27 protein-coding genes and 1 tRNA gene are annotated in these 23,111 nt (G+C 63.1%); 9 read left to right on the forward strand and 19 right to left on the reverse strand.

The features are described 5' to 3' along the window. Positions 1-223 precede the first annotated feature (223 nt). Together clpS and clpA are read left to right on the forward strand one after the other, a co-directional pair. Positions 224-586 (forward strand): ATP-dependent Clp protease adapter ClpS, encoded by a 363-nt coding sequence (clpS, locus tag IB229_RS12755; protein ID WP_192329481.1) that lies wholly within the window; start codon positions 224-226, stop codon positions 584-586. Between the two features lie 29 nt (positions 587-615). Further along, a complete protein-coding gene (clpA, locus tag IB229_RS12760; RefSeq protein WP_192329483.1) occupies positions 616-2,886 on the forward strand; it encodes an ATP-dependent Clp protease ATP-binding subunit ClpA in 2,271 nt (756 codons plus the stop codon). A gap of 61 nt (positions 2,887-2,947) precedes the next feature. Here the strand turns inward: clpA and infA are convergent, their stop codons facing one another. The 4 genes from infA to trxB all read right to left on the reverse strand — a co-directional run bounded on the left by infA (position 2,948) and on the right by trxB (position 5,737). Then, on the reverse strand, positions 2,948-3,166 hold the full coding sequence (gene infA / locus IB229_RS12765; RefSeq protein ID WP_002553999.1) for a translation initiation factor IF-1: 219 nt from the start codon (positions 3,164-3,166) through the stop codon (positions 2,948-2,950). Positions 3,167-3,265: 99 nt separating this feature from the next. Continuing rightward, on the reverse strand, positions 3,266-3,973 hold the full coding sequence (locus tag IB229_RS12770) for an arginyltransferase (protein ID WP_192329485.1): 708 nt from the start codon (positions 3,971-3,973) through the stop codon (positions 3,266-3,268). An 84-nt stretch (positions 3,974-4,057) separates the two neighbouring features. After that, positions 4,058-4,747, reverse strand: coding sequence for a leucyl/phenylalanyl-tRNA--protein transferase (gene aat, locus IB229_RS12775; RefSeq protein WP_192329486.1), 690 nt, complete (start codon positions 4,745-4,747; stop codon positions 4,058-4,060). Between the two features lie 42 nt (positions 4,748-4,789). Continuing rightward, on the reverse strand, positions 4,790-5,737 hold the full coding sequence (gene trxB / locus IB229_RS12780; RefSeq protein ID WP_192329488.1) for a thioredoxin-disulfide reductase: 948 nt from the start codon (positions 5,735-5,737) through the stop codon (positions 4,790-4,792). Between the two features lie 221 nt (positions 5,738-5,958). Between trxB and ftsK the strand changes: the two genes are divergently transcribed. The 6 genes from ftsK to cysG all read left to right on the forward strand — a co-directional run bounded on the left by ftsK (position 5,959) and on the right by cysG (position 13,532). After that, complete coding sequence (gene ftsK / locus IB229_RS12785) at positions 5,959-8,364, forward strand: DNA translocase FtsK (RefSeq protein ID WP_192329497.1); 2,406 nt, start codon at positions 5,959-5,961, stop codon at positions 8,362-8,364. A gap of 27 nt (positions 8,365-8,391) precedes the next feature. Further along, a complete protein-coding gene (lolA, locus tag IB229_RS12790) occupies positions 8,392-9,018 on the forward strand; it encodes an outer membrane lipoprotein chaperone LolA (RefSeq protein ID WP_192329499.1) in 627 nt (208 codons plus the stop codon). 19 nt (positions 9,019-9,037) lie between these two features. After that, positions 9,038-10,363, forward strand: coding sequence for a replication-associated recombination protein A (locus IB229_RS12795; protein ID WP_192329501.1), 1,326 nt, complete (start codon positions 9,038-9,040; stop codon positions 10,361-10,363). Continuing rightward, a complete protein-coding gene (crcB, locus tag IB229_RS12800) occupies positions 10,360-10,734 on the forward strand; it encodes a fluoride efflux transporter CrcB (RefSeq protein WP_192329503.1) in 375 nt (124 codons plus the stop codon). The genes IB229_RS12795 and crcB overlap by 4 nt, the downstream gene beginning before the upstream one ends. Before the next feature lie 23 nt (positions 10,735-10,757). After that, the gene (gene serS / locus IB229_RS12805) at positions 10,758-12,038 is read left to right on the forward strand and encodes a serine--tRNA ligase (protein ID WP_192329505.1); all 1,281 of its coding nucleotides are present in this window, start codon (positions 10,758-10,760) and stop codon (positions 12,036-12,038) included. Positions 12,039-12,137: 99 nt separating this feature from the next. Beyond that, on the forward strand, positions 12,138-13,532 hold the full coding sequence (gene cysG / locus IB229_RS12810; RefSeq protein WP_192329506.1) for a siroheme synthase CysG: 1,395 nt from the start codon (positions 12,138-12,140) through the stop codon (positions 13,530-13,532). A gap of 3 nt (positions 13,533-13,535) precedes the next feature. On the opposite strand, the gene IB229_RS12815 is transcribed toward cysG, so the two are convergent. The 7 genes from IB229_RS12815 to IB229_RS12845 all read right to left on the reverse strand — a co-directional run bounded on the left by IB229_RS12815 (position 13,536) and on the right by IB229_RS12845 (position 17,801). Beyond that, on the reverse strand, positions 13,536-14,531 hold the full coding sequence (locus tag IB229_RS12815; RefSeq protein ID WP_192329508.1) for a glutathione S-transferase family protein: 996 nt from the start codon (positions 14,529-14,531) through the stop codon (positions 13,536-13,538). Positions 14,532-14,619: 88 nt separating this feature from the next. Next, on the reverse strand, positions 14,620-15,603 hold the full coding sequence (locus IB229_RS12820) for a glycosyl transferase family protein (protein WP_192329510.1): 984 nt from the start codon (positions 15,601-15,603) through the stop codon (positions 14,620-14,622). 41 nt (positions 15,604-15,644) lie between these two features. After that, the gene (locus IB229_RS12825; protein WP_192329513.1) at positions 15,645-15,977 is read right to left on the reverse strand and encodes a TusE/DsrC/DsvC family sulfur relay protein; all 333 of its coding nucleotides are present in this window, start codon (positions 15,975-15,977) and stop codon (positions 15,645-15,647) included. Further along, positions 15,974-16,273, reverse strand: coding sequence for a sulfurtransferase complex subunit TusB (tusB, locus tag IB229_RS12830; RefSeq protein ID WP_192329515.1), 300 nt, complete (start codon positions 16,271-16,273; stop codon positions 15,974-15,976). Before tusB ends, IB229_RS12825 begins: the two co-directional genes overlap by 4 nt. After that, the gene (gene tusC, locus IB229_RS12835) at positions 16,273-16,632 is read right to left on the reverse strand and encodes a sulfurtransferase complex subunit TusC (protein ID WP_192329517.1); all 360 of its coding nucleotides are present in this window, start codon (positions 16,630-16,632) and stop codon (positions 16,273-16,275) included. The genes tusB and tusC overlap by 1 nt, the downstream gene beginning before the upstream one ends. Continuing rightward, positions 16,632-17,024, reverse strand: coding sequence for a sulfurtransferase complex subunit TusD (gene tusD / locus IB229_RS12840; protein ID WP_192329519.1), 393 nt, complete (start codon positions 17,022-17,024; stop codon positions 16,632-16,634). Before tusD ends, tusC begins: the two co-directional genes overlap by 1 nt. A 108-nt stretch (positions 17,025-17,132) precedes the next feature. Further along, entirely contained in the window at positions 17,133-17,801 is a 669-nt protein-coding gene (locus tag IB229_RS12845) for a Bax inhibitor-1/YccA family protein (protein WP_192329521.1), read from the reverse strand. A gap of 132 nt (positions 17,802-17,933) precedes the next feature. On the opposite strand from IB229_RS12845, the gene IB229_RS12850 reads away from it, so the two are divergent. Further along, positions 17,934-18,023: transfer RNA gene (locus IB229_RS12850), tRNA-Ser, on the forward strand. A 119-nt stretch (positions 18,024-18,142) separates the two neighbouring features. Here IB229_RS12850 and IB229_RS12855 read toward each other — a convergent pair. The 8 genes from IB229_RS12855 to IB229_RS12890 all read right to left on the reverse strand — a co-directional run bounded on the left by IB229_RS12855 (position 18,143) and on the right by IB229_RS12890 (position 23,109). After that, complete coding sequence (locus tag IB229_RS12855; protein ID WP_192329523.1) at positions 18,143-19,312, reverse strand: Arm DNA-binding domain-containing protein; 1,170 nt, start codon at positions 19,310-19,312, stop codon at positions 18,143-18,145. A gap of 105 nt (positions 19,313-19,417) precedes the next feature. Further along, positions 19,418-19,735 carry a hypothetical protein gene (locus tag IB229_RS12860; RefSeq protein WP_225579141.1) on the reverse strand — a complete coding sequence of 106 codons (318 nt, stop codon included), beginning with the start codon at positions 19,733-19,735 and terminating at the stop codon, positions 19,418-19,420. Next, positions 19,732-20,973 (reverse strand): phosphoadenosine phosphosulfate reductase family protein, encoded by a 1,242-nt coding sequence (locus IB229_RS12865; RefSeq protein ID WP_225579142.1) that lies wholly within the window; start codon positions 20,971-20,973, stop codon positions 19,732-19,734. The genes IB229_RS12860 and IB229_RS12865 overlap by 4 nt, the downstream gene beginning before the upstream one ends. Continuing rightward, the gene (locus tag IB229_RS12870; RefSeq protein ID WP_192329525.1) at positions 20,970-21,206 is read right to left on the reverse strand and encodes a hypothetical protein; all 237 of its coding nucleotides are present in this window, start codon (positions 21,204-21,206) and stop codon (positions 20,970-20,972) included. The genes IB229_RS12865 and IB229_RS12870 overlap by 4 nt, the downstream gene beginning before the upstream one ends. Before the next feature lie 59 nt (positions 21,207-21,265). Further along, the gene (locus IB229_RS12875) at positions 21,266-22,216 is read right to left on the reverse strand and encodes a hypothetical protein (RefSeq protein WP_192329527.1); all 951 of its coding nucleotides are present in this window, start codon (positions 22,214-22,216) and stop codon (positions 21,266-21,268) included. Positions 22,217-22,280: 64 nt separating this feature from the next. After that, complete coding sequence (locus IB229_RS12880; protein ID WP_225579143.1) at positions 22,281-22,634, reverse strand: hypothetical protein; 354 nt, start codon at positions 22,632-22,634, stop codon at positions 22,281-22,283. A 2-nt stretch (positions 22,635-22,636) separates the two neighbouring features. Continuing rightward, positions 22,637-22,915, reverse strand: a complete 279-nt coding sequence (locus IB229_RS12885) for a hypothetical protein (RefSeq protein WP_192329529.1) — start codon at positions 22,913-22,915, stop codon at positions 22,637-22,639. A gap of 50 nt (positions 22,916-22,965) precedes the next feature. After that, positions 22,966-23,109: a hypothetical protein gene (locus tag IB229_RS12890; RefSeq protein ID WP_192329532.1), complete on the reverse strand. Its 144-nt coding sequence runs from the start codon at positions 23,107-23,109 to the stop codon at positions 22,966-22,968. Between the last annotated feature and the right edge of the window lie 2 nt (positions 23,110-23,111).

The following is a 23,111-nucleotide window of genomic DNA, read 5'->3' on the forward strand; positions in this document are numbered from 1 at the left end:
TCCCTCTGCAAAGGACTCCATCTCTGGAGTATCATCCACTTCAGTTTCGCACCGCATTCAGCCGGGTTGGGCGAAGGTGCGAAACCCCGATACCCCAAGTAGGGTATTCACTGTTTGTAACACCGTTTTGCCCATAGTCAAGGTCATACGGCGGCTGGCTGAGAAGCCGGTCATAAACCTGTCTAGATCCGAATTCGCCCACCCTCGAAGCATTGAATTTCGCATGCATGCAAGCAGTCAGATTCGTCTAACATTCAATCAGGACCGTCCGGCCGAGCACGAAGACGATGGATCGGGTCTGGCCGTTCAAGAGTCCAAGCCGTTGCTGCAGGCACCACCGATGTACAAGGTGCTGCTGTTCAACGACGACTACACACCAATGGATTTTGTGGTCGAAGTACTTGAAGTGTTCTTCAACCACAATCGTGAGCTGGCTACCAAGATCATGCTGACCGTCCATACAGAGGGGCGAGCAGTGTGCGGCGTGTATACCCGCGATATCGCAGAGACCAAGGCTACGCAGGTCAACCAATACGCCCGGGAAAGCCAGCATCCGCTACTCTGTGAGATAGAGAAGGACGGTTAATACCGGCCGCTTGGGTAAGAGGTGAAGCTATGTTGAACCGAGAGCTGGAAGTCACCCTGAATCTTGCCTTCAAGGAGGCGCGCGCTAAGCGCCACGAGTTCATGACGGTCGAGCACCTGCTGCTCGCGCTACTGGACAACGAGGCCGCTGCAACTGTCCTACGCGCCTGTGGCGCCAACCTGGACAAACTCCGGCATGACCTGCAGGAGTTCATCGATTCCACCACCCCCCTGATCCCGCAACACGATGAAGAACGTGAAACCCAGCCAACCCTGGGTTTCCAGCGCGTGCTGCAGCGCGCGGTGTTCCATGTGCAAAGCTCCGGCAAGCGCGAGGTCACCGGTGCCAACGTACTGGTCGCGATTTTCAGCGAGCAGGAGAGTCAGGCGGTGTTCCTGCTCAAGCAGCAGAATGTCGCGCGTATCGACGTGGTCAATTACATCGCTCACGGGATTTCCAAAGTGCCTGGGCACGCGGACCATTCCGATGGCGAGCAGGATATGCAGGATGAAGAGGGCGGCGAGTCCTCGGCGTCGGGCAATCCGCTGGATGCCTACGCGAGCAATCTGAACGAACTGTCCCGCCAGGGCCGTATCGATCCGCTGGTCGGGCGTGAAAGCGAGGTCGAGCGCGTGGCGCAGATTCTCGCCCGGCGGCGCAAGAACAACCCACTGCTGGTTGGTGAGGCGGGCGTGGGTAAAACCGCAATCGCCGAAGGCCTGGCCAAACGCATTGTCGATGGCCAAGTGCCTGATCTGCTGTCCGAGAGCGTGGTCTATTCGTTGGACTTGGGTGCTTTGCTCGCCGGTACCAAGTACCGGGGCGATTTCGAGAAGCGCTTCAAGGCGTTGCTCAACGAGCTGCGCAAGCGCCCACATGCCATTCTGTTCATTGACGAGATCCACACCATTATCGGTGCCGGTGCGGCGTCCGGCGGGGTGATGGATGCTTCCAACCTGCTCAAGCCGCTGCTGTCGTCCGGCGAGATTCGCTGCATCGGCTCCACCACCTTCCAGGAGTTCCGCGGCATCTTCGAGAAGGACCGGGCGTTGGCGCGTCGCTTCCAAAAAGTCGATGTCAGCGAGCCATCGGTAGAGGATACCGTGGGTATCCTGCGCGGCCTGAAGGCGCGTTTCGAGCAGCATCACCATATCGAGTACAGCGACGAGGCACTGCGCGCGGCTGCCGAGCTCGCAGCTCGTTACATCAATGATCGGCACATGCCGGACAAGGCCATCGACGTGATCGACGAGGCGGGTGCCTACCAGCGTCTGCAGCCGGAAGAGAAGCGCGCCAAGCGCATCGAAGTGGCTCAGGTCGAAGACATCGTGGCCAAGATCGCGCGGATTCCCCCGAAGCACGTCACCAGCTCCGACAAGGAGCTGCTGCGTAACCTCGAGCGCGATCTGAAACTGACCGTCTTCGGTCAAGATGCCGCAATCGACTCGCTGTCGACGGCGATCAAGTTGTCGCGTGCAGGCCTCAAGGCGCCGGACAAGCCAGTAGGGTCGTTCCTTTTTGCTGGCCCGACGGGGGTCGGCAAGACCGAAGCGGCGCGCCAACTGGCCAAGGCCATGGGTATCGAGCTGGTACGTTTCGATATGTCGGAATACATGGAGCGGCATACCGTTTCGCGTCTGATTGGCGCGCCGCCAGGGTATGTCGGTTTCGATCAGGGCGGTCTGTTGACCGAGGCCATCACCAAGCAGCCGCACTGCGTGCTGTTGCTCGACGAGATCGAAAAAGCGCATCCGGAGGTCTTCAACCTGCTACTGCAGGTGATGGACCACGGTACGCTGACCGACAACAACGGACGCAAGGCCGACTTCCGCAACGTGATCCTGATCATGACCACCAATGCCGGGGCGGAAACCGCGGCGCGGGCGTCGATCGGTTTCACCCATCAAGATCACTCGTCCGATGCGATGGAAGTCATCCGCAAGAGCTTCACACCGGAGTTCCGCAATCGCCTGGATACCATTATCCAGTTCGGTCGCCTCAGTCACGAAGTGATCAAGAGCATCGTCGACAAGTTCCTCACCGAGCTGCAGGCGCAGCTCGAGGACAAGCGCGTCCAGCTTGAAGTCAGCGACGCCGCACGCGGCTGGCTGGCAGAGAAGGGCTATGACGTGTCGATGGGGGCGAGACCGATGGCGCGCCTGATTCAAGACAAGATCAAGCGTCCGCTCGCGGAAGAAATTCTCTTCGGTGAGCTTGCCGAGCATGGTGGTGTGGTGCACATCGACCTGACCGGCGATGAGCTGAACTTCGAGTTCGAAACCACGGCTGAGCCGGCCTGATCACCAACTGCAGATAAACGAAAACGCCCGGCATTGCCGGGCGTTTTCGTTTTGACTGGGCTTAGCGGGCGCGGTAGGTGATGCGGCCTTTGCTCAGGTCGTAAGGTGTCAGTTCGACACGGACCTTGTCGCCAGTCAGGATTCGGATGTAATTCTTGCGCATCTTTCCGGAGATATGCGCTGTAACGACGTGCCCGTTTTCCAACTCCACACGGAACATGGTGTTGGGCAGGGTGTCGACGACAGTACCTTCCATTTCGAAGCTGTCTTCTTTCGACATGCAGTAGAACCCTCGGTATCCAATGAATGCCCGGCGCAACTGGCCCCGGGCAAAAGCGGCGTGCATTGTGCCCGAAAAATCAGTCGCCCGCCAAGGGCTTCAGGAAAGTACGACCCAGCGCTGGTTGACGAACAGCTCGATGGGGCGGTACTGGGTCTTGTAGTTCATCTTGCGGCAGTTCTTGATCCAGTAACCGAGGTAAACCGCCTCGAGGCCCAGTCGCGCGGCTTCACCGATCTGCCAGAGGATGGCGTGACGGCCCAGGCTGCGGCGCTCTTCGGCTGGATCATAGAAGGTGTAAACCGCGGAAAGACCGTTGGGCAGGACGTCCGTCACCGCGACGGCGAGCAGGCGACCCTGCAGGCGAAACTCGTAGAAGCGGGCGAAAGGCAGGTCGCGGACCAGGAACGTGCTGAACTGGTCGCGGCTCGGTGGGTACATGTCGCCATCGGCATGACGCTGCTCGATGTAGCGGACGTAGAGGTCGTAGTACTCCTCGTTGAACGCCGGACGTACGCCGGTGACCTGGATTTCCGCGTTGCGCTTGAGGATGCGTTTCTGCTGACGATTGGGAATGAACTGATCGGCCGGGATGCGTGCCGGTACGCAGGCGGTGCAACGTTGGCAGTGCGGGCGGTACAGGTGATCGCCGCTGCGACGGAAACCCATCTCCGACAGCTCGGCGTACACCTGCACATCCATCGGCTGGCTGGGATCGAGGAACAGGGTGGTGGCTTGTTCCTCGGGCAGATAGCTGCACGGATGTGGCTGGGTGGCATAGAACTTGAGGCGAGCCAGCTCGGCCATGTTCAACCCTCGGGAAACACTCGGTAAGTGTATGCCAGTGTCTGCGGTGCTACCACCGAGGCGGTTGCGCGGTGAAGCGTGCCATCACGTGTTGAGTAGACACCAATCGGCATGGCTTGGTTGATCGAGGTGGCGCTGCAGGTATTCGGCGAACTCCCGGCGCGCAATCGCGCGGGCGCCGAAGCTGTGTAGGTGCTGAGTCGGCATCTGGCAGTCGATCAGCACGAAGCCCCATTCCTTCAGTGCGCCGACCAGTGTGGCGAAGCCGACCTTCGAGGCGTTGTCCACGTGGCTGAACATAGATTCACCGAAGAACAGTTGCCCCATCGCCAGGCCGTACAGCCCGCCAACCAGCTCGCTGCCCTGGCGCACCTCCACCGAGTGGGCGATGCCCCGGTCGTGCAGCTCCAGGTAGGCGTCGCGCATGGCGCTGGTGATCCAGGTGCCGTCGGCATAGTCGCGCGGGCCCGCGCAGGCCTGGATGACGCCGGCGAAATCCTGATCGAAGGTCACCGCGAAACGCTGCTGGCGCATGAGTTTGGCCAGGCTACGTGACAGGTGGAACTCCTCGGGAAAGAGCACGGTGCGGGGATCGGGCGACCACCAGAGCAGTGGCTGGCCATCCTGGTACCAGGGGAAGCAGCCGTGACGGTAGGCAGCCAGCAGGCGTTCCGCAGAGAGGTCGCCACCGGCCGCGAGCAGGCCATTGGGTTCACGCAGCGCCTTGTCCAGCGCCGGGAAGCTCAGGTCGTCGCGTTTCAGCCAATTCAGCATGGAGAGGAGGGCAGGGCGGGCGCTAAGCGTCCGCCCGCGCCGTCAGATGTCGAGGTATTTTTCGGCATCGAGGGCGGCCATGCAGCCGGCGCCGGCAGAGGTGATGGCCTGGCGATAGACATGATCGGCCACATCACCGGCAGCGAATACGCCATCGATGCTGGTGGCGGTGGCATTGCCTTCGTTACCACCCTGGATGATCAGGTAGCCGTCACGCATTTCCAGTTGGCCCTGGAACAGATCGGTATTGGGCTTGTGGCCGATGGCGATGAACACGCCGGCCAGCGGTAGTTCCTGGGTGCTGCCGTCCAGGGCGCTTTTCAGGCGAACCCCGGTTACGCCGGTGGCATCGCCAAGTACTTCGTCCAGAGTCTGGTTCCAGTGCACGCGCATGTTGCCATTGGCGGCTTTGTCGAACAGCTTGTCCTGCAGGATCTTCTCCGAGCGCAGCTTGTCGCGGCGGTGGACCAGATGCACTTCCTTGGCGATGTTGGAGAGGTACAGGGCCTCTTCCACGGCGGTGTTGCCGCCGCCGATCACTGCCACCACCTGGTTTCGGTAGAAGAAGCCGTCGCAGGTGGCGCAGGCGGAAACACCCTTGCCGGCAAACGCTTCTTCCGAGGGCAGGCCGAGGTACTGGGCGCTGGCGCCAGTGGCGATGATCAGGGCGTCACAGGTGTAGGTGCCGCTGTCGCCTTTGAGGGTGAAAGGCTTCTGCTGCAACTCTGCGGTGTGGATATGGTCGTAGACGATCTCGGTGTCGAAGCGCTCGGCGTGCTTCTGCATGCGTTCCATCAGTGCGGGGCCTGTCAGGCCTTCGACATCACCGGGCCAGTTGTCGACTTCGGTGGTGGTGGTCAGTTGACCGCCAGGCTGAATGCCGGTGATGACCAGGGGCTTGAGGTTGGCGCGCGCGGCATAGACGGCAGCGGTGTAGCCGGCTGGGCCGGAGCCCAGAATGATCAGGCGTGAATGCTTGACTTCGCTCATAAAAAGACCCCATAAGCCTTTGTCACATAAGAGAATGCGTGCTCCAATTGAGCCGCACAGACGATGTTGCCGGGTATGCTACACCGAAGCGCGCGGGGGCGGCAAAACGGGCCGCCCGGCTGTGGCTGGCGTGGCATCGGACCTGTAAATCCGTACAATGGCCCGCACATCCGTATTCAACTGATCGTTGGGCGCGCCTCGGGCGCAGGAATAGCAGCGTTTTGAAGAATTCCACCTCTACCGCTCAGGCGCCGCTCTGGCGCCAGCAACTGCACTACCGACTCAAGGAAGGCGCGCTGATCGCACTCGGTGCCCTGTGCCTGTATCTGTGGATGGCATTGCTGACCTACGACCAGAATGATCCGGGCTGGAGCCACACCAGCAACGTCGAGCAGGTGCAGAACGCCGCCGGCCGCGCGGGCGCCTGGTTCGCCGACATCCTGTTCATGGCCCTCGGTTATTTCGCCTACGTGTTTCCGCTGCTGCTGGCGGTGAAGACCTGGCAGGTGTTCCGCAATCGCCACCAGCCGTGGCAATGGAGCGGCTGGCTATTCTCCTGGCGGTTGATTGGTCTAATTTTCCTGATTCTCTCCGGCGCGGCCCTGGCCGATATCCATTTCGTCGACAGTACCGGCCTGCCGGCCTCGGCAGGTGGGGCGCTGGGCGAAAGCCTCAGCGTGCTGTCGGTCAATGCCCTGAACATCCAGGGCAGCACCCTGTTGTTCATCGCGCTGTTCCTCTTCGGCCTCACCGTGTTCGCCGACCTGTCCTGGTTCAAGGTGATGGACCTGACCGGCAAGATCACCCTCGACCTGTTCGAGCTGATCAACAGCCTGATCAACCGCTGGTGGAGTGCGCGGGTCGAGCGCAAGCAACTGGTGGCCAAGCTGCGCGAGGTCGATGACCGCGTCAGCGAAGTGGCCGCACCGGTGGTGCATGACCGCCGCGAGCAGGCCAAGGTCAAGGAGCGCCTGATCGCCCGCGAGGAGGCACTGAGCAAGCACATGAGCGAGCGCGAGAGCCGTACCGCGCCGGTCATCGCGCCGCCGCCCGCGCCCAAGGCGCCGGAGCCGAGCAAGCGTGTGCTCAAGGAAAAACAGGTGCAGCTGTTCGAGGACAGTGCCGTGGCCGGTACCTTGCCGCCGATTTCGATCCTCGATGCCGCCGAGAAGAAACAGAAGCAGTATTCGCCGGAGTCGCTCGAAGCGATGTCGCGTCTACTGGAAATCAAGCTCAAGGAGTTCGGCGTCGAGGTGATGGTCGAGTCCGTGCACCCGGGCCCGGTGATCACCCGTTTCGAAATCCAGCTCGCCGCCGGGGTCAAGGTCAGTCGCATTTCCGGCCTGGCCAAGGACCTGGCGCGCTCGATGGCGATCATCAGCGTGCGCGTAGTGGAAGTAATTCCGGGCAAGACCACCGTGGGTATCGAGATTCCCAACGAAGATCGGCAGATCGTGCGTTTTTCCGAGGTGCTGTCCTCGCCGGAATATGACGACGCCAAGTCGCCGGTCACGCTGGCCCTGGGCCATGACATCGGTGGCAAACCGGTGATCACCGACCTGGCGAAGATGCCGCACCTGCTGGTGGCTGGTACCACCGGTTCCGGTAAGTCGGTGGGAGTCAACGCGATGATTCTGTCGATCCTGTTCAAGTCCACGCCGGAAGAGGCGCGGATGATCATGATCGACCCGAAGATGCTCGAACTGTCGATCTACGAAGGCATTCCGCACCTGCTTTGCCCGGTGGTCACCGACATGAAGGAAGCGGCCAACGCCCTGCGCTGGTCGGTCGCCGAGATGGAGCGTCGCTACAAGCTGATGGCCGCCATGGGCGTACGCAACCTGGCCGGTTTCAACCGCAAGGTGAAGGACGCCGAGGAAGCCGGCACGCCGCTGAGCGACCCGCTGTACCGCCGCGAAAGCATGCAGGACGAAGCCCCGCTGCTGAAGACCCTGCCGACCATCGTGGTGGTGGTCGACGAATTCGCCGACATGATGATGATCGTCGGCAAGAAGGTCGAAGAGCTGATCGCGCGCATCGCGCAGAAGGCGCGTGCCGCCGGTATCCACCTGATCCTCGCGACCCAGCGCCCGTCGGTGGACGTGATCACCGGCCTGATCAAGGCCAACATCCCAACCCGCATGGCGTTCCAGGTGTCGAGCAAGATCGACTCGCGGACCATTCTCGACCAGGGCGGCGCCGAACAGCTGCTCGGCCATGGCGACATGCTCTACCTGCCACCGGGCACCGGCCTGCCGATTCGCGTGCACGGTGCCTTCGTCTCCGACGAGGAAGTCCACCGCGTGGTCGAAGCCTGGAAACAGCGCGGCACGCCGGACTACATCGAAGATATCCTCGCCGGTGTCGAAGAGGCTGGTAGCGGCTTCGACGGCGGCGGTGGTGGCGAAGGCGGCGAGGGCAGCGAGGAAGACCCGCTGTACGACGAAGCCGTACGATTTGTCACTGAAAGCCGCCGCGCCTCGATTTCTGCTGTCCAACGCAAGCTGAAGATCGGTTACAACCGCGCCGCCCGCATGATCGAAGCCATGGAAATGGCCGGCGTGGTGACGTCGATGAATACCAATGGTTCGCGTGAAGTGCTCGCACCGAGTCCGGTCCGAGATTAAGTAGTCCGTTTCCCGAAGAGGATTTCCATGCGCCTGATCCGCATGCTGTTGCTGGCCGCCATGGCCTGTCTGGCCATTCCTGCCCATGCCGACGACGAGGCCGCCGTGAAGCGCCTCACCGTGCTGCTCAACCAGGCGCAGACCATGAGCGCGCGCTTCTCCCAGCTGACCCTGGACGGTACCGGCACCCAGTTGCAGGAAACCGCCGGCCAGCTGGTGCTGCAGCGCCCGGGCCTGTTCCGCTGGCACACCGATGCGCCGCAGGAGCAGCTGCTGGTGTCCAACGGCAAGAAGGTCTGGCTGTACGACCCGGACCTGATGCAGGTGACCATCCAGACCCTCGACCAGCGCCTGACCCACACCCCGGCGCTGCTGCTGTCCGGTGACGTGTCGAAGATCCGCGAGAATTTCGAGATCACCTTCAAGGAGGCCGGCGAAGTAGTCGACTTCATGCTCAAGCCTAAGGCCAAGGACACCCTGTTCGACAACCTGCGCCTGTCGTTCCGGCGTGGCGTGATCAACGACATGCAACTGATCGACAGCATCGGCCAGCGCACCAACATCCTGTTCCTCAGCGTGAAGATGAACGAAAAGGTCGATTCGACCCAGTTCACCTTCGACGTGCCTGAGGGCGCGGACGTCATCCAGGAATAAGAGGCCGGCTCGACCTGTTATGGATCTGTTTCGTGCTGCTCCCGTCGCTCAGCCCCTGGCCGCGCGCCTCCGCGCCACCAGTCTGGATGAGTACGTCGGTCAGGAGCACGTGCTGGGCCAGGGCAAGCCGCTGCGCGATGCGCTGGAGCAGGGCGCGCTGCACTCGATGATCTTCTGGGGGCCGCCCGGTGTCGGCAAGACCACGCTGGCCAAGCTGCTGGCGCAGGTTTCCGAGGCGCATTTCGAGACCATCTCCGCGGTGCTTTCCGGGGTCAAGGAAATCCGCCAGGCCGTGGACATGGCCAAGCAGCAGGCGGCGCAGTACGGCCGCCGCACCATCCTCTTCGTCGACGAAGTGCACCGCTTCAACAAGTCGCAGCAGGATGCGTTTCTGCCCTATGTGGAAGACGGCACGCTGATCTTCATCGGCGCGACCACGGAGAACCCCTCGTTCGAGCTGAACAACGCCTTGCTCTCGCGGGCCCGCGTCTATGTGCTGAAAAGCCTGGACGAGGCGGCCATGCGCAAGCTGGTGCAGCGCGCGCTGAGTGAGGACAAAGGCCTGGGCAAGCAACGCCTGGGCCTGCCGGAAGAAAGCTTCCAGATCCTCATGGCTGCCGCCGATGGTGATGGCCGGCGCCTGCTCAACCTGCTGGAGAATGCCGCCGACCTCGCCGAGGACGGCAGCGACATCGCCCCGGAACTGCTGCAGAACCTGCTCGGCGACAGCCGTCGGCGTTTCGACAAGGGGGGCGAGGCGTTCTACGACCAGATTTCCGCACTGCACAAATCGGTGCGCGGCTCCAGCCCTGACGGCGCGCTGTACTGGTACGCGCGGATGATCGACGGCGGTTGCGACCCGTTGTACCTGGCGCGACGCGTGGTGCGCATGGCCAGCGAAGACATCGGCAACGCCGACCCGCGTGCGCTGACCCTGTGCCTGAACGCCTGGGACGTGCAGGAGCGCCTCGGCAGCCCGGAAGGCGAGCTGGCAGTGGCCCAGGCCATCGTTTATCTGGCCTGCGCGCCAAAGAGCAACGCCGTGTACATGGGTTACAAGGCCGCGATGCGCGATGTCAGCGAGCATGGTTCGCTGGAGGTGCCGCTGCACCTGCGCAACGCGCCAACCAAGCTGATGAAGGAACTGGGCTATGGTGACGAATACCGCTACGCCCACGACGAGCCGGACGCCTACGCCGCTGGTGAGGACTATTTTCCCGACGAATTCGAGCCGCGCAGCTACTACCAGCCGGTGCCGCGCGGCCTTGAGCTGAAGATCCGCGACAAGCTCACGCACCTGGTGGCGCTCGATGCCGCCAGCCCGCGCAGAAGGCGCAAACCATGATCGGCGCCGTTCTCGCCGTAGCTGCCGGCGGCGTTGTCGGTACCCTGATGCGCTTCGCCGCCGGTAACTGGGTCACTGCCCACTACCCGCAACATTTTTATGGCGCTACCCTGGCCGTCAACATCGTCGGTTGCCTGTTGATCGGCTACCTGTATGGGGCCTTCCTGCTGCGCCCGGAAATCCCTCTGGAAGTACGCGCTGGCCTGATCGTCGGTTTTCTCGGTGGCCTGACCACGTTTTCATCGTTTTCGCTCGACACCTTGCGCCTGCTGGAAAGCGGCCAGGCCCCCATCGCCATTGGCTATGCGGTGCTCAGTGTGTTGGGTGGCCTGCTCGCGACCTGGGCCGGCCTGGCATTAACCAAAATCTGATTGCTTTCGATAGAGACCCTCTCATGCTCGACTCCAAACTGGTTCGTACCCAACTGCAGGACATTGCGGACCGCCTGGCTTCCCGTGGTTTTCAACTCGACGTGGCGCGCTTCGAAGCGCTCGAGGCCCAGCGCAAGGCTGTGCAGACGCGCACCGAGCAGCTGCAGGCCGAGCGCAACTCGCGCTCCAAGAGCATCGGCCAGGCCAAGCAGCGTGGCGAAGACATCGCACCGCTGCTGGCAGAAGTCGACCGCATGGGCAGCGATCTGGAAGACGGCAAGCGCGAGCTGGATGCCATCCAGGTCGAACTGGACAACCTGCTGCTGAACATCCCCAACCTGCCGCACGAGTCAGTGCCGGTGGGCGAGGACGAGGAGGGCAACGTCGAGGTGCGCCGCTGGGGTACGCCGAAGGCATTCGATTTCGCCATCCAGGATCACGTTAGCCTGGGTGAACAGCACGGCTGGCTGGATTTCGAGACCGCCGCCAAGCTCTCTGGCGCACGTTTCGCCCTGTTGCGCGGGCCGATTGCCCGTCTGCACCGTGCCCTGGCGCAGTTCATGATCAACCTGCACACCGCCGAGCACGGCTACGAGGAGGCCTACACGCCATACCTCGTGCAGGCACCAGCGCTGCAAGGCACCGGCCAGCTGCCGAAGTTCGAGGAAGACCTGTTCAAGATCAGCCGTGAAGGCGAGGCCGACTTCTATCTGATCCCCACGGCCGAGGTGTCGCTGACCAACATCGTTTCCGGCGAGATTCTCGAGGCCAAGCAGCTGCCGCTGAAGTTCGTCGCCCACACCCCGTGCTTCCGCAGTGAAGCGGGTGCTTCGGGCCGCGACACCCGCGGGATGATCCGCCAGCATCAGTTCGACAAGGTCGAGATGGTGCATATCGTCGAGCCGAGCACCTCGTACCAGGCGCTGGAAGAGCTCACCGGCCATGCCGAGAAGGTTCTGCAACTGCTCGAGCTGCCGTACCGCGTACTGGCGCTGTGCACCGGCGACATGGGCTTCAGTGCGACCAAGACCTACGACCTGGAAGTCTGGGTGCCGAGCCAGGACAAGTACCGCGAGATTTCCTCCTGCTCCAACTGCGGCGACTTCCAGGCGCGGCGCATGCAGGCGCGTTACCGTAACCCGGAAACCGGCAAACCGGAGCTGCTGCACACTCTCAATGGCTCCGGCCTGGCGGTGGGCCGTACCCTGGTTGCGGTGCTGGAGAACTACCAGCAGGCCGACGGCAGCATCCGTGTGCCGGACGTGCTCAAGCCGTACATGGGCGGTATCGACGTCATCGGCTAAGAACCTGCTCATGAATCGCTGAACAGGTTCTGCTTTACCGTCAAATTCGGGGTGGCCAGAGCTGCCCCGTTTTGTTTTTCCTGATCGAGAGCGTGCGCCATGGATTTCCTTCCCCTGTTCCACAAGCTGCAGGATCGCTTGGTGCTGGTCATTGGCGGCGGCGAGGTTGCCTTGCGCAAGGCGCGGCTGCTGGCCGATGCCGGCGCGGCGCTGCGTGTGGTGGCACCGCAGGTGCGCGATGAGCTGAACGAGCTGGCCCGGCAGTCGGCGCGTGGCGAGCTGCTGCTGCGTGACTATCGACTCGACGATCTGGACGGCGTGGCCCTGGTCATTGCCGCCACGGACGACGAGGCGCTCAATGCCCAGGTGTCGGTCGACGCCCAGGCCCGTGGTATCCCGGTCAACGTGGTCGATGCGCCGGCACTATGCAGCGTGATCTTCCCGGCCATCGTCGACCGCTCGCCGTTGATCGTCGCGGTCACCAGCGGCGGTGATGCGCCGGTACTGGCGCGGTTGATTCGCGCCAAGATCGAGACCTGGATTCCCTCTTCTTATGGTCAGCTGGCTGGCCTGGCGAAGAAGTTTCGCGCCCAGGTCAAGGCGTTGTTCCCCGATGTGCAGCAGCGTCGGGTGTTCTGGGAGGACGTGTTTCAAGGGCCGATTGCCGAAAACGTGTTCGCCGGCAAGCTGGGCGAGGGGGAGCGCCTGCTCGCGGCCAAGGTGGCAGGGGCTGCGCCGCGTGCGCTGGGTGAGGTCTATCTGGTCGGTGCCGGCCCTGGCGACCCGGATCTGCTGACTTTTCGCGCGTTGCGCCTGATGCAGCAGGCCGACGTGGTGCTCTACGACCGCCTGGTGGCGCCGGCGATCATCGAGCTGTGCCGCCGTGATGCCGAGCGCATCTACGTTGGCAAGCGCCGCGCCGACCATGCGCTGCCGCAGGAGCAGATCAACGAGCGTCTGGTCAGCTTGGCGAAGGAGGGCAAGCGGGTGCTGCGCCTCAAGGGCGGCGATCCGTTCATCTTCGGCCGTGGAGGCGAGGAAATCGAGGAGCTGGCAGCCCACGGCATTCCCTTTCAGGTGGTGCCGGGGATTACTGCGGCTTCGGGCTGCGCGGCGTATGCCGGTATTCCGCTGACTCACCGTGACTATGCGCAGTCGGTGCGCTTCGTCACCGGGCACCTCAAGGACGGCAGCAGCGACCTGCCGTGGCAGGAACTGAGCGCGCCGGGGCAGACCCTGGTGTTCTACATGGGCCTGGTCGGCTTGCCGGCGATCTGCACACAACTGATCGCTCATGGCCGCAGCGCCGCTACACCGGCCGCGTTGGTGCAGCAGGGCACCACGCAGAGCCAGCGTGTGTTCACCGGTACCCTGGGCGATCTGCCCCAGCTGGTCGCCGAGCACGAGGTGCACGCGCCGACCCTGGTGATCGTCGGCGAAGTGGTGCAGTTGCGCGAGAAGCTCGCCTGGTTTGAGGGGGCTCAGCAGGCCTGACGTTTACGCACCGAAGATGCCCCGGCCGCTCAGGCGCCGGCGGTCATGCGGACGGGTGAAGTCCTGCTGCGGGCCGCGCGGGACGATCCCGGTCGGGTTGATGGTCTTATGGCTTGCGTAGTAGTGGCTCTTGATGTGGGTGAAGTCCACGGTCTCGGCAATCCCGGGCCACTGGTACAGCTCGCGTAGCCAGTTGGACAGGTTGGGGTAGTCCTCCAGGCGCTTCAGGTTGCATTTGAAGTGGCCGTGGTAGACCGCATCGAAGCGAATCAGTGTGGTGAACAGGCGGATGTCGGCTTCGGTCAGGTATTCACCTACAAGGTAGCGACGCTCGCTTAATAGCTGTTCCAGGCGATCCAGCTCGGCGAACAACTCGTCGAATGCCTCGTCGTAGGCTTCCTGGGTGGTGGCGAAGCCGGCGCGGTACACACCGTTATTGACTCGGGGGTAGATGCGTTCGTTGAGCGCGTCGATCTCGCTGCGCAAGGCGGCGGGGTAGAAGTCCATGCGGTTGCCGGTCAGCTCGTCGAAGGCACCGTTGAACATGCGGATGATCTCGGACGACTCGTTGTTGACGATGCGCTGGCCGTGCTTGTCCCACAGCAGCGGCACGGTTACGCGCCCGGTGTACTGGGCGTCGTCACGGGTATAGCGCTGATGCAGGTACTGCAGGTCGTCCAGCGGGTCGCCCGAGGAGCCGTGGCTGCGGTCGAAGGTCCAGCCGTTTTCGGCCATCAGCCAGCTGACTACGGACACGTCGATCAGGCTTTCCAGGCCCTTGAGTTTGCGCAGGATCAGGGTGCGATGCGCCCAAGGGCAGGCGAGCGACACGTAGAGGTGATAGCGGCCCGCTTCGGCGGGAAAACCGCCCTCGCCACTCGGGCCAGGGCCGCCGTCGACGGTAATCCAGTTGCGACGCTGGGCGTTCTCACGCTGGAAGCGCCCGCTCTGCGTCTGGTACCACTTGTCCTGCCATTGGCCATCGATAAGCAAACCCATGATCCGACTCCTGCCTTTAAGGTATGGGAGTCAGTCTGCTTGGCATGCGTTCGATAAAAAAGCGCAAAGTACCGACACTGATTATCGATCAATTCGATGAGTGTCGGTTCTGCCAGATGGTCTCGGCTTCGGCAAAGGCCTGCTCGCGGCTGCGACCCAGTGCGCGCAAGGCCAGGGCGGTGGTTGCGCGGATGGCCAGCAGGCCGTAGTCGTCCTGTACTTCGCCACGCCAGACGGCAAGCAGGTGCGCCGGATCGAGGGTTTCCGGTTTGACGTGGCGCTGCGCCGACAGGGCCGGCCATTCCTCGTCCCAGTTCTCGCCATTGGCGGTGCCGTAGAGATGACTGCTGGCATCCGGATTGGCCTCAATCTCGCCGCCTTCGCCCTTGATCACGATGGCCGTGTCACCGAGCAGCTGGCTGGCCTCGCGGTGCACGGCCTGGTAACCGGGGTGGAATATGCTCTGCAGCACGCAGGACGCGCCGAGCGGGTTGAGCACGCGAGCCAGCGAATGGATCGGCGAGCGCAGGCCGAGGGTGTTGCGCAGATCGATCATCCGTTGCAGTTGCGGCGACCAGGAGCCCAGGGTGGTGAAGGCCGGCTTGCGCTGATCGAGTGTTGCGGCGACGGCCTGCCAGTCAGCGCAGAGCGGAATTTCCAGCAGGCCGAGTAGCTGCTCCGTGTACAGGCGCCCAGCCGTGTGCGCGCCGCCGCCATGCATGTGGATGCGCACGCCGCTGGCGGCCAGGGCTTTCACCGCCAGCAGAAACCAGGGCAAGTGGCGCTTCTTGCCGGCATAGCTGGGCCAGTCCAGGTCGAGCGCGATCTTCGGCGGCTGCAGGCGCGCGCGCAGGGCTTCGGTGAAGCCGGCCAGCTCTTCTGCGCTTTCTTCTTTATGTCGCAGCAGCATGAGGAAGGCGCCGAGCTGGGTGTCCTCGACCTTGTCGTCGAGCAGCATGCCCATCGCCTCGCGCGCTTCCTCGCGGCTCATGCCACGGGCTCCGCGCTTGCCTTTGCCAAGGATGCGCACGAACTGGGCGAAGGGGTGTTCCGGTGGCGCTACGAGGTGCATGGAGTGATCCTGAAGGGACGCAACGCCGTTACGGCGCTGCGTCAGAGGCAATTGGTCGGTTTCGGCAGGCCGGCGAGCTTGGCCGCCAGTTTCGCCGGGGTGCCGTTGAACAGGCGGTTGAGGTGCGCGCTATTGCCCTTGTCCGGGCCAAGTTTCAGGGCTGCGTACTTGATCAGTGGGCGCGTGGCTGGCGACAGTTGGAACTCGGTGTAGAAAGCTCGCAGCAGCTCGATGATCTCCCAGTGCTCGGCGCTGAGCGGCAACTGCTCGGCGGCGGCCAGGGCTTCGGCGGTCGCGGGCGACCAGTCGGTCAACTCCACCAGGTAACCGTCCTTGTCCAGTTCGATGCTGCGTTCGTCGACGATCAGTTTCATAGCCAGCTGTTGACCTTGGCATAGCGTGCGCAGAGTTCGACGAATGCCGGGTAGTCGACCACCTGAGCACGCTTGGGCGCGGCGAGATTACGCGCGTGCAGGTCTTCTTCGAGCACGTACAGCTCGATTCCTGCGGGCATCAGTTGCAGGGCCTGTAGTTGCACGGTCTCTGGTTGCAGAGCGTAGGCGGCATCGCCGGTCAGCAGCAAGGCGTCTTGCGGGCCGAGCAGGCGCAGGCAGCTGGCGAAGCGGCTGTCGCTGAAGGGCGAGTGGGAAAGCATGTGCAGGGTGGCCATCAGAGGGTGATCACCTGGTCGTAATGGTCGATAAGCAGGGTCAGTGCGGCGTCATCCAGGCACTCCACCGGCATGGCCAGCGACTGGCCGTGCAGGCCGCGCTCGTCGAGGCTGCGCTGCGAGGCATACAGCGCTTCGATTCCGAACAGCGGCAGCGCCTGCAGGTTGGCGCCCAGATCTTTCTGCTGCAAGGCGGCGGGCTGTTGCTGGGGTTGCAGCTGGAATACGCCGTCGTCGAGAAACAACATGCCCAGTGGCAGATCGAAGGCGCCGCCGGCCAGTACGATGTCCAGTGCTTCGCGTGCGGACGGTCCGGCCCACGGTGCCTGGCGGGTGATGATCAGCAGGGATTTGCTCATCACTGGCCTCCGAAGCAGATCAGCCGATCCGCTACCTGGTTGGCTTCATGCAGCTGGCCGAGACCGGATAGATCCCAGGGTGCGCCCAGGTTGGCCGCGGGCTTCTGGTAGCGCTGCGCCTCTTCTTCATTCAATACCCCGCGGCGCAGGGCGGCTGCGATGCAGACAACAGCATCCAGCTGGTGCTGCTCGACGAAGGCCCGCCATTCGCTGGGAATATCCGGCTCGTCCTGAGCGAACACGGTGTTGGCCGAGGCGCTGTGCACGCCATCCTGATAGAAGAACAGGCGCACGATCTCATGCTGGCCGGCCAGTACGGCCTGAGCAAAGCGCAGAGCACGGCGTGAGGCAGGGGAATGGGCCGGAGCGAACAGGGCGATGGCGAACTTCATGGTGAACCTGGTGGAAGAGTCCTGGCGCAATGATAAAGCCAGAATGACGCGGATGTTTCCCGCAGGCATGAAAAAGCCCGCCGAAGCGGGCTTTTTCATTGCGGGGTATCAGTCGTCGCTGCCCATGATGCCGAAGATCTGCAGCAGGCTGATGAACAGGTTGTAGATCGATACATAGAGGCTGATGGTCGCCATGATGTAGTTGCGTTCGCCGCCGTGAATGATCGCGCTGGTCTGGAACAGAATCATTGCGGAGGACAGCAGCACGAAACCGGCACTGATGGCCAGTTGCAGGCCGCTGATCTGGAAGAAGAAGCCTGCGATCATCGCACCGAGCAGAACGAGGCAGCCTACGGTAATAAACCCGGAGAGGAAGTTCATGTCTTTGCGAGTGGTCAGCACATAGGCTGAGAGACCGAAGAACACCAAGGCGGTCATGGCGAATGCCGAGCCAATCACCTCGGCGCCGTTACCCATGCCCAAGTAGAGGTTGAGAATCGGGCCCAGTGTATAGCCCATGAAGCCGGTCAGAGCGAAGGTGGAGAGCAGGCCCCAGGCGGAGTTGCGCAGCTTCATGGTGAGGAAGAACAGGCCGAAGAACCCGGCCAGCACCACGAAGAAATGCGGGTAGGGGAGGTTCATCTGCTGCGAGACGAAAGCGACCAGGCCGCTGAAGGCCAGGGTCAGGGCGAGCAGGCCATACGTGTTGCGCAGCACCTGGCTGACTTCGCGTTGTTCGACCTGCGCGTGGTTAAGCGCGTAATCTTGTTCGTGCATGGCAACTCTCCTAGCGAGCTATTGGGTCCGTGACCGCAGTCCAAGGGATCATAACAGACGACTCCGCTGTGCCAATTGCGAGAGTTTGACAGTGTGTTGCGTTCGGGTAAGATTGCCGCCCGCACTAACGCCGGAAGCGTGGCAGAGCGGTTGAATGCAACGGTCTTGAAAACCGTCGAAGGGGAAACTCTTCCGTGAGTTCGAATCTCACCGCTTCCGCCATCTAAGTCCTTATTTCTAAACGAATTTTTCTAATCGAAACCCTCTGCGGGAACGATTTGGGAACATTTTGGGAATGAGTGATGCTTGAGAGGGGCGCAAAACAGCCCCTGCAGCTGGTTTCAGGACAGTTTTAGCGCCTGATTCAGCAGGCCCACGAAGTCCGGGCCGTCCTTACTGATCCACGTCGCGTAGTGCTTGAAGATCATCGCCGTCGACGTGTGCCCCATCTGGTCTGCAATCCACTCTGGTGTCGCAATCCCGCTGGTCAGCATCTGGCTGGCAAAGGTGTGTCGGCACTGGTTCGGTCCGCGCGGCCGGATGCCTGCTTTCTTCAGATGAGCTTTCCACCAGCCGTTGCGCAGCGTGTCTGAGGTCGAATACGCCTCGCCGCTGGCCGTGTTGTGGAACACGAAGCGCACCTTCTGCACCTTCTTCGTTCGGTTGTCCCGATCGGTAATTTCGATTTCGACGGGTGGCAGGTTTTTGGTGTGCTTCACCTGGGCTTTCAGCGCCCGTAGGGATGGGGCCAGCAGCGTGACCTTGCGTGTGGAGCGTCTGGTCTTCGTCACCTTGTACTGACTGCGCACCCGCGCCCGGCGGAATATCACCGTGCCGGCCTCGAGGTCGACATCCTCCCAGGCCAGCGCCATTGCCTCGCTGATGCGCGGCCCGGTCCACATCATGAACTCGACCATGTTCAGCTCCTGAGTGCGATCGCTTTCCGTGCTGAGGATCTGCGCGATCTCGGCGCGGGTGAACGGGTCCGGGTCGTCGGAGTCGGGCAGGGTGATGACGATGCCGTCGGTAGGGTCGTGCGCGGTTTTGTTGCGGGTGCGATAGAGGCGGAAGATCTGCCGCATGTTGCTGACGATCTCGCGCACGGTCTTGTTGTGCAGCTTGGGCATCAGCTCCAGCTGCACCCAGCTCTGCAGGTCCAGGTGGTCGATCTGGTCGGCCTGGTGGTTACCCCAGCGCGGGCGGATGTGGTTTTCCACCCGGCTCAGGTAACCACGGAAGCCGCTGGCCGCCAGGTGGTTGCGCTTGATGTCGAGCCAGAGGTCGATGTAGTGCCCCAGGGTGTTGGTCTTGATCCGCGGGGAGTCGGGGAAGTGGCGCGCGTAGCTGAAGGTGCCGTTCTTGATTTCGTAATTGATGATGCCGGCCAGTCGCTCGGCGTTGGCGATGTTCGCCGGCGTTGCGTCACCGGCGATCGCCTCCCGGCATAGCTCACCCTCGAACCGGAAATACACGCGCACGCGGTTGCCGCGTACTTCTACACCCTCTGCCATGTGCGTCCCCACGCATAGAAAACGGGGCCAGTGTATTGGCCCCGTAAAAGCTCGCCCCGTTGCCAAGGCGAGAAACAGCGAATCGATATTCTTGTTCGCCAGGAATTACCTGGTTGCGCGATGGTCCATCCCGAGCTGTCCACCCGGCCGCGCGTCGGGCATGGAAGTCGGCCGGGCTGGGCGGTCCACCATCACCACGACATAGCGGTCAGCCCTGGCCAGCATGGTCACTGCGTTGCGCACGGCACGCCAATCGCTCGGTGTGCAGCTGGTGTGGATGATCGGGCGGCCTGGTTTCGTGATGCGAAAGTGACCGCTGTTCGTTTTCCCGATCTGCCAGCCGTGTTCTTTGGCGTACTGGAACAGTGGCAGCAGCCGTTTCCCCCCGCGCTGACCGGTGGTGCCGTACATGATGCGGCTCATGACTGGGACTCCAGGAACAGCAGCGGCTGCACAGAACCATCCGCATAGACCTTATCGAGCGGGGTGGTGGCGATAGGCTCGTCGCCGTCCCAGCCGTCTGGCCAGGTTTCGGTAGCGATCAGCTCGCGGATGCGGGCCTCTTCCTCGGTGTTGATCAGATCCACCAGCGGCCGGCCGAGGCGCTGCGCTGCCTCGTTGATTTCGGCCTGGATGCCGAGCAGGCGCTCCAGGGCCATGAGACGCGACTCCAGCAGAATCGGCCCCATGCGCTGCGGGTTGGCAGCAATGCTGCCGTCCTTCAGGCGCTCGATGCCGGCTTTGCGCAGGCGGTGCTGTGGCTCGCGCAGCTCGCGCCACAAGGCCCTGATGCGCTTGAGCGGGGCGAGGTAGGCCCAGGCCGGATTGAGCAGGATGGTGTCGAGCGCTTTGTCTTCGCTGGCAAGCGGGCAGGCGGTGCAACCGGTACGGGCGTTGATTTCCTCGGCTTCGTCGCCGCCGTAAGCGTCGGCAATGGTGGCAGTCGACCAGTCGCCGTACTCCACCAACGGCGCCCAGTGCTTGAGCCATTCCCAAACGTGGCAGACGCGCCAGTGCAGCAGCGGTGCCAGAGTACCGAGCCGACCTTTCAGGCCCTTAGCCTCGGGCAGCACCTTCTGGTACCAGCCCTGGCCACACTCGGCACCATCCTTGCCGCAGCTCATCTCGATCCGTTTGTCGCGGATCGCGCTTTCGCCCTGTCGCACACCGGTGATCATCAGGACATTGCCTTCCAGTTCGGCAAGGCGTTGCTCTAAGGCCTGGGTCATTGGGTCAATCTTGATCTGGCGGGTGCACCAGCGCAGCGTGTTGTTGTTCGGTGGAGGCACGCCACGGCCAAGGATGTAGACCATGAAGCGCTTGTCCATGGGCGCGGTGACAACCTCGACGTGGATTCCGCGCTCTTCCAGCTCGTCCATGATCTGCTTGGCCGCATTGGCCAGGGGCAGCAGCTCCAGCCGCGTGTCGGCATAGAAAACAGTGAGGGACTTAGGCGGTTTGATGCGGCCGGTGTCGATCAGCCAGATGAGCAGGGTAAGAGTGGCGCTGGAGTCCTTACCGCCCGACCACGCCACTCCCCAATGGTCGTGATCGGCGCCGTAGGCCTGCAGGGACTGGATCGTCAGCTCGATGCTCTCGGTCATCTGCAGGCGCTGGGCGCCGGAGGAGAAGATGTCGCCTTGGCGGAGCGAACTCATCATGCACCCCCGCCTACCTGGTCGATCTCGAAGAAGCCCAGCCGGCCCTTGCAGGGCTGGAACGGCAGCGGCTTGGCCTCGGCCAGCTCGAAGCCGAACTTGCCGAAGAACCAGGGCGACAGGCTGTCGCTGCTACAGCCGGTTATGGTCGCCTGGCTGACAAGGCCGTATCGGGTGACGGTGCGCAGGCGTGTGGTAGCCTTCGCCTCGCTGACTTCTTGGGGGTTCACTTGCATGGTGCTTCTCCTTGGGGTTGGTCTGGCCTCGGAGGGTTGCCGCCCTCCGAGGCCGTCTTTTATGCGGCGACGTAGCCGCCTGCGGTCTTGTGCAGCACGCCCATTTCGGCGGCCTGCTGCAGCAACTTGGTGGCCTTGGCGCTGCCTATCTGTAGTTCCTTCGCCACCTGCCTGACTGCCACCTTGGCGCCGCTCGCCGTGCCGGCGATGAGCTGTTGTAGCGCTGGCGGCAGGCCTGTTTCCTGCTCGGTTTCTGCCTGTTTCTGGCCGCGTTCCTCGGTCTGTTTCCGCGTGGCCGTTGCTGCTACAGGCGTGCGTTGCTGTGCCGGGGGCGGGCGCAGGGCGGCGAGGATCAGGGCGGGGACAACCTCCAGCGCGGCGGCGAAGCCGAGGCAGAGCAGGGTGGCCAGTTGCAGTGGCAGGCCGGCGGCCTTGGCCGGCTGGCTGCGCATGGCGGTGAGTTCCTGTGAGGCTGCTTCGCGGCGTACCTGGGCGGCTTGGCGTTGTGTGTCGATGCGGGCCAGGGCGGCGGTTTCCAGTTCCAGGGCGCGGGTGACCATGCCGCGCTCGCGCAGGGCGTTGGCCTGTTGGTGGACTGCGAGCGCTTCGGCGTCGAGCTGCTCGATCCGGTCGGCTTCGGCCTGACGTAGCTCCAGCAGTTCGGGCTGGCGTAGGCCGAAGCGCACCTGGTGCTCGGCGCGGCTGGTGATGATCGAGGTCATGAGTCGGTCATAGGTGGCCCAGCTGGATACGGCGCCCAGGGCCAGCGCGCAGGCCATCATCAGCAGCGCGGCCAGGATTCGTCGCATGGTCAGCAGGCCGAGGGCCAAGGGCCAGGCGATGTACTTGAACAGGTCCAGAACCACCGCCGCCGAGGCGAACAGGACGGCGAGCAGGGTGTTGTCGATGAGCGCGCTGATGGCCAGCGCCACGGACGTGGCGGTGACGCCTGCGAGCGTGGCGACCATGGCGAGCAATGCCCAGCGGTGGTGCTGATGAATGGGGTGCATGGTGCTTCTCCTTGGGGGGCGGCCCTGCCGAGTTGCCGCTCGGCGGGGCCTGCTGGTGCCGGCTTCAGTTGGTGCGTGGGGCCCAGGCTGCTTTGAGTAGCGACCAGATGGCCTCGCCGTTCTCTACGTACAGGTGCACCTCTTGCTCGGGGCGCCTGTCCATGCGCAGCAGCGCCATGCAGTCGTTCCAGAGAGCAGTGTCGAGCCCGCGCAGGTCGGTGAGCGGGAAGGGAAACGCGGAGCCGTTGTAGAGGCTGAGCAGAAAGGTGCCGACGATGCGGCTTTGCCCGGTGCGGCGCTGGGCTACGGGGAGCAGGCGGTTGAGCGCTTCAATGCCGGCAGCGCGCAGGTAAGGGCGCTCGGCTTCCTCCACCGCCAGGCGGTTGAGGTCGTCTTGCATGCGTGCGCTGAGGGCCATGATCAGGACCCCGCTTGCGCAACGGCGTGGATGGTCAGGCTGTCGGGTAGCTCGGGCTGAAGCTTTTCCAGCTGGTGGATCTGCTCAGGGGAACAGTCGTCGATGAGCACGATCTTGTGGCCGCGATGCAGGCGGCCGCGGATCAGCAGGCCGAGGTCGAACTCGCTGAAATGGGGGGCAGCGATGATTACCGCTTCATCATGGCCAGCCTCGGCGGCCAGTTGGCGCAGCCTTGTGGTTTTACCGGTGGCGCGTTCGCCGCGGATTACGTTGAGTTGCATGGTGCTTCTCCTTGGGGTGGTGCCCAGGCGTTGCCGCGCCTGGGTGGGGGTTAGCGGATGGCCGCGGCCAGCAGGGTTGGGGCGAAGTAGCCGGCGAGGGCCAGCAGGGCGATGGTCAGGCCGGTGACGACCAGGGTGCCGAGGGCTTCGCGCCGGCCGGCGGGGTAGAAGGTGTCGTTGTCGTCGGTTTGCATGG

The organism is Pseudomonas sp. PDM14 (assembly GCF_014851905.1).
In the GTDB taxonomy this organism is placed as follows: Bacteria; Pseudomonadota; Gammaproteobacteria; order Pseudomonadales; family Pseudomonadaceae; genus Aquipseudomonas.

Bases quoted from the DNA above. Each gene is read 5' to 3' on its own strand.
- clpS (WP_192329481.1), top strand. From the start codon at position 224: ATGCATGCAAGCAGTCAGATTCGTCTAACATTCAATCAGGACCGTCCG.
- clpA (WP_192329483.1), top strand. From the start codon at position 616: ATGTTGAACCGAGAGCTGGAAGTCACCCTGAATCTTGCCTTCAAGGAG.
- infA (WP_002553999.1), bottom strand. From the start codon at position 3,166: ATGTCGAAAGAAGACAGCTTCGAAATGGAAGGTACTGTCGTCGACACC.
- IB229_RS12770 (WP_192329485.1), bottom strand. From the start codon at position 3,973: ATGGCCGAGCTGGCTCGCCTCAAGTTCTATGCCACCCAGCCACATCCG.
- aat (WP_192329486.1), bottom strand. From the start codon at position 4,747: ATGCTGAATTGGCTGAAACGCGACGACCTGAGCTTCCCGGCGCTGGAC.
- trxB (WP_192329488.1), bottom strand. From the start codon at position 5,737: ATGAGCGAAGTCAAGCATTCACGCCTGATCATTCTGGGCTCCGGCCCA.
- lolA (WP_192329499.1), top strand. From the start codon at position 8,392: ATGCGCCTGATCCGCATGCTGTTGCTGGCCGCCATGGCCTGTCTGGCC.
- IB229_RS12795 (WP_192329501.1), top strand. From the start codon at position 9,038: ATGGATCTGTTTCGTGCTGCTCCCGTCGCTCAGCCCCTGGCCGCGCGC.
- crcB (WP_192329503.1), top strand. From the start codon at position 10,360: ATGATCGGCGCCGTTCTCGCCGTAGCTGCCGGCGGCGTTGTCGGTACC.
- serS (WP_192329505.1), top strand. From the start codon at position 10,758: ATGCTCGACTCCAAACTGGTTCGTACCCAACTGCAGGACATTGCGGAC.
- cysG (WP_192329506.1), top strand. From the start codon at position 12,138: ATGGATTTCCTTCCCCTGTTCCACAAGCTGCAGGATCGCTTGGTGCTG.
- IB229_RS12815 (WP_192329508.1), bottom strand. From the start codon at position 14,531: ATGGGTTTGCTTATCGATGGCCAATGGCAGGACAAGTGGTACCAGACG.
- IB229_RS12820 (WP_192329510.1), bottom strand. From the start codon at position 15,603: ATGCACCTCGTAGCGCCACCGGAACACCCCTTCGCCCAGTTCGTGCGC.
- IB229_RS12825 (WP_192329513.1), bottom strand. From the start codon at position 15,977: ATGAAACTGATCGTCGACGAACGCAGCATCGAACTGGACAAGGACGGT.
- tusB (WP_192329515.1), bottom strand. From the start codon at position 16,273: ATGGCCACCCTGCACATGCTTTCCCACTCGCCCTTCAGCGACAGCCGC.
- tusC (WP_192329517.1), bottom strand. From the start codon at position 16,632: ATGAGCAAATCCCTGCTGATCATCACCCGCCAGGCACCGTGGGCCGGA.
- tusD (WP_192329519.1), bottom strand. From the start codon at position 17,024: ATGAAGTTCGCCATCGCCCTGTTCGCTCCGGCCCATTCCCCTGCCTCA.
- IB229_RS12845 (WP_192329521.1), bottom strand. From the start codon at position 17,801: ATGCACGAACAAGATTACGCGCTTAACCACGCGCAGGTCGAACAACGC.
- IB229_RS12855 (WP_192329523.1), bottom strand. From the start codon at position 19,312: ATGGCAGAGGGTGTAGAAGTACGCGGCAACCGCGTGCGCGTGTATTTC.
- IB229_RS12860 (WP_225579141.1), bottom strand. From the start codon at position 19,735: ATGAGCCGCATCATGTACGGCACCACCGGTCAGCGCGGGGGGAAACGG.
- IB229_RS12865 (WP_225579142.1), bottom strand. From the start codon at position 20,973: ATGATGAGTTCGCTCCGCCAAGGCGACATCTTCTCCTCCGGCGCCCAG.
- IB229_RS12870 (WP_192329525.1), bottom strand. From the start codon at position 21,206: ATGCAAGTGAACCCCCAAGAAGTCAGCGAGGCGAAGGCTACCACACGC.
- IB229_RS12875 (WP_192329527.1), bottom strand. From the start codon at position 22,216: ATGCACCCCATTCATCAGCACCACCGCTGGGCATTGCTCGCCATGGTC.
- IB229_RS12880 (WP_225579143.1), bottom strand. From the start codon at position 22,634: ATGGCCCTCAGCGCACGCATGCAAGACGACCTCAACCGCCTGGCGGTG.
- IB229_RS12885 (WP_192329529.1), bottom strand. From the start codon at position 22,915: ATGCAACTCAACGTAATCCGCGGCGAACGCGCCACCGGTAAAACCACA.
- IB229_RS12890 (WP_192329532.1), bottom strand. From the start codon at position 23,109: ATGCAAACCGACGACAACGACACCTTCTACCCCGCCGGCCGGCGCGAA.